The organism is Mesorhizobium sp. M7D.F.Ca.US.004.01.2.1 (assembly GCF_003997785.1).
Taxonomy (GTDB): Bacteria; Pseudomonadota; Alphaproteobacteria; order Rhizobiales; family Rhizobiaceae; genus Mesorhizobium; species Mesorhizobium loti.
In genome coordinates, this window is record NZ_RZRQ01000401.1 from 1 (window position 1) to 4,841 (window position 4,841).

Genomic DNA, 4,841 nt, shown 5'->3' on the forward strand with positions numbered 1-4,841 from the left:
ACATTGACCCGGGTGATCGAGACGCCCGACAGGAAGGCCGACTTTTCGTTGGAGCCCGTCGCCTGGATGGTGACGCCGACGCGCGTCGCCCGGAACCACCACCAGAACAGCAAAAGTGCCAGCAGCATCCAGACCGGGCTGGTCAGGCCGAACAGCTGGGCATAACCGAAGCCGACCCACCAGCCGGGAACGCTGCCGCCATCGGTCGGCAGGATGATCATGGCGACGCCGTTGAGGATCGACCAGGTGGCGAGCGTAACCAGGAAGGGCTGCAGTTTCAGCAGTGAGATCAGCAGGCCGTTGAGCGCGCCGATCAGGAAGCCGAGGGCCAGAATGGCCAGGGTCCACAGAGCGACGGTCGACGGGTCGTCGGTGAAGCGCGTTGCCGCGATCACCGTGCCGAGGCTGATCATGCCGCCGATCGACAGGTCGATGCCGCCGCGCACCAGCACGATGGTCTGGCCGGTTGCCGCCAGCATCAGCGTCATCGCCGCCGCCGTGTCGAGGTTGATCTCGTCCAGCGAGAAGACGCCGGATTGCAGGCTGCCATAGATGGCAACGATCAGGGCCAGCATCAGGCAGGCGACCAGGAACGGCGCGCGGTCGAGCGCGCGGCCGCGCCAATCGATGCCTGGCCTGGCGGGTTTCATTTCGGCTGGCCTTTGCGCCATCTCAACAGGTCTCTCCGCGACTGACATCACCATGCCTCAGGCCGCCTCGCTTTCAAGCATGGCGGCGCGCAAAATGCTTGCCTCCGAGATACGGTCACCCTCCAGCGTGGCTGCGATACCGCCGTTGCGCATCACCAGCACGCGGTCGGCGACGTGGACGAGTTTCGGCATGTCGCTGGAATGGAACAGGATCGCATAGCCCTTGGCCGCGAGATCCCGCATCAGCTGGAATATCTCCCCCTTGGTACCGACATCGACGCCGCGCGTCGGGTCGTAGAGCAAGAGCACGCGCGCTTGCGTGAGCAGCATCTTGCCGAAGATCACCTTCTGCTGGTTGCCGCCGGACAGCGTGCCGGCAAGCTGCTCCGGCGTGCCGGCCTTGATGCGCAGGAAATCGACCATCTCCTTGACCAGGGCAGCTTCCTTTTGTCGGCTCAGCAAGCCATTTTCGGTGAAGCGCTTGATGACCGACAGGGTCAGGTTCTCGCGCACGCTCTTGGTCAAAAGCAGGCCCTGCCCGCGCCGGTCCTCGGGCACCAGCGCGATGCCGTCCTTGCCGGTCAGCGCCTGGCGCGGATTGCCGATCGAAACCGGCTTGCCCCACAGTTCGACGGTGCCGCTCGCCTTGCTGGCGCCGAACAGCGACTGGAACAGTTCGCGCTGGCCGTGGCCTTGCAGCCCGCCGACGCCGAGCACCTCGCCCTCGCGCAGCGCAAAATCGACGCCGGAGAGCCGGCTGCCGCTGGAAAAGCCCTTGACCTTCAGCGCAATGCGATCGGTCGCGGTGGCAATACGTTCGGGATAGAGCCGGTCGAGATGCCTGCCGATCATCTGGGTGACGATCTCGTTGTCGGACACGGCATTGGCCTCATGCACGGCGATGGTGCTGCCATTGCGGAAGATGGTCAGCCGGTCGGCGATGGCGCGCACCTCGGCCATGCGGTGCGAGATGAAGATGACCAGCCTGCCCTCGGCGGCCAGTTGCCGGGTGAGCTTGAGCAGCCACTCGGCTTCGCGCGCGGGCAGCGCCGAGGTCGCCTCATCTAGGATCAGGATGCGCGGATCCTTGGCCAGGCCCTTGGCGATCTCGACGATCTGCCGTTCGGCCAATGTCAGCCGGCGCAACTCCTGCTCGGGGCGCAGCGCCGGGAACTTGTACTTGTCGAGAAGCGCCAGCGTCTTGCGGCGCATCTCTGCGCGATTGACGGTGCTCAGGAGCGTCCTTGGTTCGTGGCGAAACCAGATGTTCTGCTCGACGCTCAGATCAGGGATCAGCGACAGTTCCTGGAAGACGGCGGCGATGCCGCGCGCCTGGGCAGCATCCGGATTTGCGGGACGATAGTCCTGGCCGTCGACCAGGATCGAGCCGCCATCATGCCGAACCGCGCCGGACAGGATCTGGATGAAGGTGCTCTTTCCCGCGCCATTCTCGCCGAGCAGTGCGTGCACCTCGCCGGCGCGGGCACTGAATGTCGCCTCGCTCAGCGCGACAATGCCGCCATAGCGTTTGGACAGGCCTTTGACGGTGACGAGGTCCATGAATGCGCCTTCGAAAAACTCTCCCGACATCTTGCGATGCCGGGAGACAGGGTCGTGGTCACAGGATGTTACTTGCTGCCAGCGGCTTCCGCAGCGGTGATCTCGACCCAGTCGGGCGTGATCGGCAGCGTCAGGCCGGGCGCCTGGTCGGGGAAGGCATTCTCGCCGACCGCGATCTTGATCATCTTGGTGCCCGGATAAAGCTTGGACTCGAAGGGATCGGTGGTGACGAAGTCGCCCTTGACCGAGATCGAGCGTTCGGCCGGCTTCTTGCCGGTGTCGAGAATATCGACCGCCAGCCTGATCGCTTCCGAAGAGAGATAGGCCGGGTTCGAGCCGAGGATACACTTGGCGCCTTTAGTCTGCGCGCAGGTAAGGGCGGCTACATTGTAGGAGAAGCCGACGACCGGGACGATCGGCCGGCCGGCATCCTTGAGCGCCTGGATGGCGCCCGATCCGTAGCCTTGCGTCATGATGCCGTCGATCTGCGGATTGGCGGCAAGCAAGGCGGCGACCCCCGACTGCTCCGGTCCAAGCGCGTAATTGCCGTTGTAGTAGCCGACCACCTTGATGTCGGGATATTTGGCCAGCACCTTCTCATAGCCCTGCTGCAATTGAGCCGAGATCGGCGCGCCGGCGAGGCCACGGTCGAGGATGATGTTGCCCTTGCCGCCAAGCTGCGTGGCCATCCACTCGGCCATGACGGAGGGGATGCGGTCCCAGTCGGAGGCGACGGCATAGGCGCAGGGCTCGGTCACCACCTGGTCGAAGCTGATGACGACAATGCCGGCGTCACAGGCCTTCTTGATGGTCGGGTTCAAGGCCGAGTCCGAGCCGGCATCGACGAGGATGGCGTCCGGCTTCTGGCGGATGATATTGTTGAGCGAGTTGATCTGCGCCTGAACGGTGTTCTCGACATTCTCGATCTTGAGGTCGACGCGGCCCTTCAGCGGTCCCTTGTTGACCGAAACGGTGGCGACGCGCTCCATCTGCTGGCGCCAGTCATTGCCGACGAAATTGTTCGAGAGGTAGATGGTGTAGGGCTTCTTGTCCTCCGCGCGGCTCGGCGCCGTGCTGATGGCGATTGCAGACATGGCAAGAGCTGCCAATCCTATGCAAACTGTCTTCAGTTTCATGGTCTCTCCTCCTTCGTGTTTCCTGCATCAGCCAGCGACGGACTTCGCCATCTTGGTGGGTGCTGCACCTAAATTGATACCGGTACCAATACGCCTTGTCAATTTAAGCCAAGGCGCATTGGGGAGCTTCGAGGCGACCATTCGCCGCCGATTGGCAGACGTCGCTCATTTCGCGCCGGCGGCCTCGGCAGGGGTGATTTCAACCCAGTCCGGGCTGACCGGAAGAAACAGACCGGGAGCCATGTCCGGAAAGGCGTTCTTGCCAACCTCGATCTTCTGCATGGCCGCATCGGGGTACAATTCCGACGCGATCGGATCGGTGGTGAGGAAGGCATTGCGCAGCAGGATCTTCTTTTCGGCCGGCTTCTTGCCGTCGAGGATCTCGACCGCCAGCTTCAGGGCCTCGGCCGACAGGTAGGCCGGGTTGGGCGCCAGGATGCACTGGGCGCCTTGCGTCTGGGCACAGGTCGTCGTCGTCAGGTTGAAGGGACTGCCGGTGATCGGAACGATCGGACGGCCGGCATCCTGCAGCGCCTTGATCGCTCCGGCGCCGTAGCCCTGGACGAAGATGGCGTCGACTTGCGGGTGGGCCGCCAGCAGGCTGGCGACACCGGCCTGCTCCGGTCCCAGCGCATAGTCGCCGTTGAAATAGCCGACCACTTCAATGCCGGGGTATTTCTTGATGACCTCCTCGAACCCACCCTGCAGCTGGGCGGAGATCGGAGCGCCGGCAAGCCCGCGGTCGACGAGGATCTTGCCCTTGCCGCCGAGTTTCTTGACCAGCCATTCGGCCTCCACGCGCGGCGCCCGGCCCCAATCGGACTCCATCGTGTAGGCGCAGGGCGCGCTGACGATCTGATCGAAGGCGATGATCAGAATGCCGGCATCGCAAGCCTTCTGGATCGTCGGGTTGAGCGCTTCGCCGGAGCCCGCATCGATGATGATGGCGTCGGGCTTGTTGCGAATGATGTTGTTGAGGGAATTGATCTGCGCCTGGACCGTGGTCTCGACCACTTCGACCTTGAGGTCGACACGGCCGGCCAGCGGCGGTTTTTTGACCGCGATGTCGGCGCTGCGCAGCATCTGCTGGCGCCAGTCGTTGCCGACGAAATTGTTGGAGAGATAGATGGTGTAAGGCTTCTTGTCCTGTGCGTTGGCCGGCACGGCATCGATCGACAGCAACGTCGTCGCGATCACCGCAAGGCCGGCGAAAAATGCGCCTGCTTTCATGACTTCCTCCTCCCGTGTTGTTGTCGGCCGCGCGAGCGCCGCCGCCTATTCAAGTGCCTTCCAGGCACGCCCCCTTATGGACAGACTTTGTTTTGTGCATGCCGTTACCCCGGAACCGCTGCGCACATTTGGGCGACATGCCCCAGGCAAATGCTCGACAGCGGATGTGGTCGCGCATCCACGTTCGATCGTGGTTTTCGACGCGGTCTTCATCCTAGCTATGATGCTATTATAATTTTATAAAACTGTCCATGGGCGCTGTCTC

Annotated in this window: 3 protein-coding genes and 1 pseudogene; all 4 read right to left on the reverse strand. The window is 63.2% G+C overall.

Going from position 1 to position 4,841, the window contains the following annotated elements:
• Nucleotides 1-650 (reverse strand): annotated as a pseudogene (locus EN993_RS31485) (ABC transporter permease); the annotation flags it as partial.
• Between the two features lie 57 nt (nt 651-707).
• The gene (locus tag EN993_RS31490) at nt 708-2,210 is read right to left on the reverse strand and encodes a sugar ABC transporter ATP-binding protein (RefSeq protein ID WP_245469025.1); all 1,503 of its coding nucleotides are present in this window, start codon (nt 2,208-2,210) and stop codon (nt 708-710) included.
• 68 nt (nt 2,211-2,278) lie between these two features.
• On the reverse strand, nt 2,279-3,346 hold the full coding sequence (locus EN993_RS31495) for a sugar ABC transporter substrate-binding protein (RefSeq protein ID WP_127265711.1): 1,068 nt from the start codon (nt 3,344-3,346) through the stop codon (nt 2,279-2,281).
• Nucleotides 3,347-3,511: 165 nt separating this feature from the next.
• A complete protein-coding gene (locus EN993_RS31500; RefSeq protein ID WP_127265712.1) occupies nt 3,512-4,576 on the reverse strand; it encodes a sugar ABC transporter substrate-binding protein in 1,065 nt (354 codons plus the stop codon).
• Nucleotides 4,577-4,841: the final 265 nt, after the last annotated feature.

Bases quoted from the DNA above. Each gene is read 5' to 3' on its own strand.
- EN993_RS31490 (WP_245469025.1), bottom strand. From the start codon at position 2,210: ATGGACCTCGTCACCGTCAAAGGCCTGTCCAAACGCTATGGCGGCATT.
- EN993_RS31495 (WP_127265711.1), bottom strand. From the start codon at position 3,346: ATGAAACTGAAGACAGTTTGCATAGGATTGGCAGCTCTTGCCATGTCT.
- EN993_RS31500 (WP_127265712.1), bottom strand. From the start codon at position 4,576: ATGAAAGCAGGCGCATTTTTCGCCGGCCTTGCGGTGATCGCGACGACG.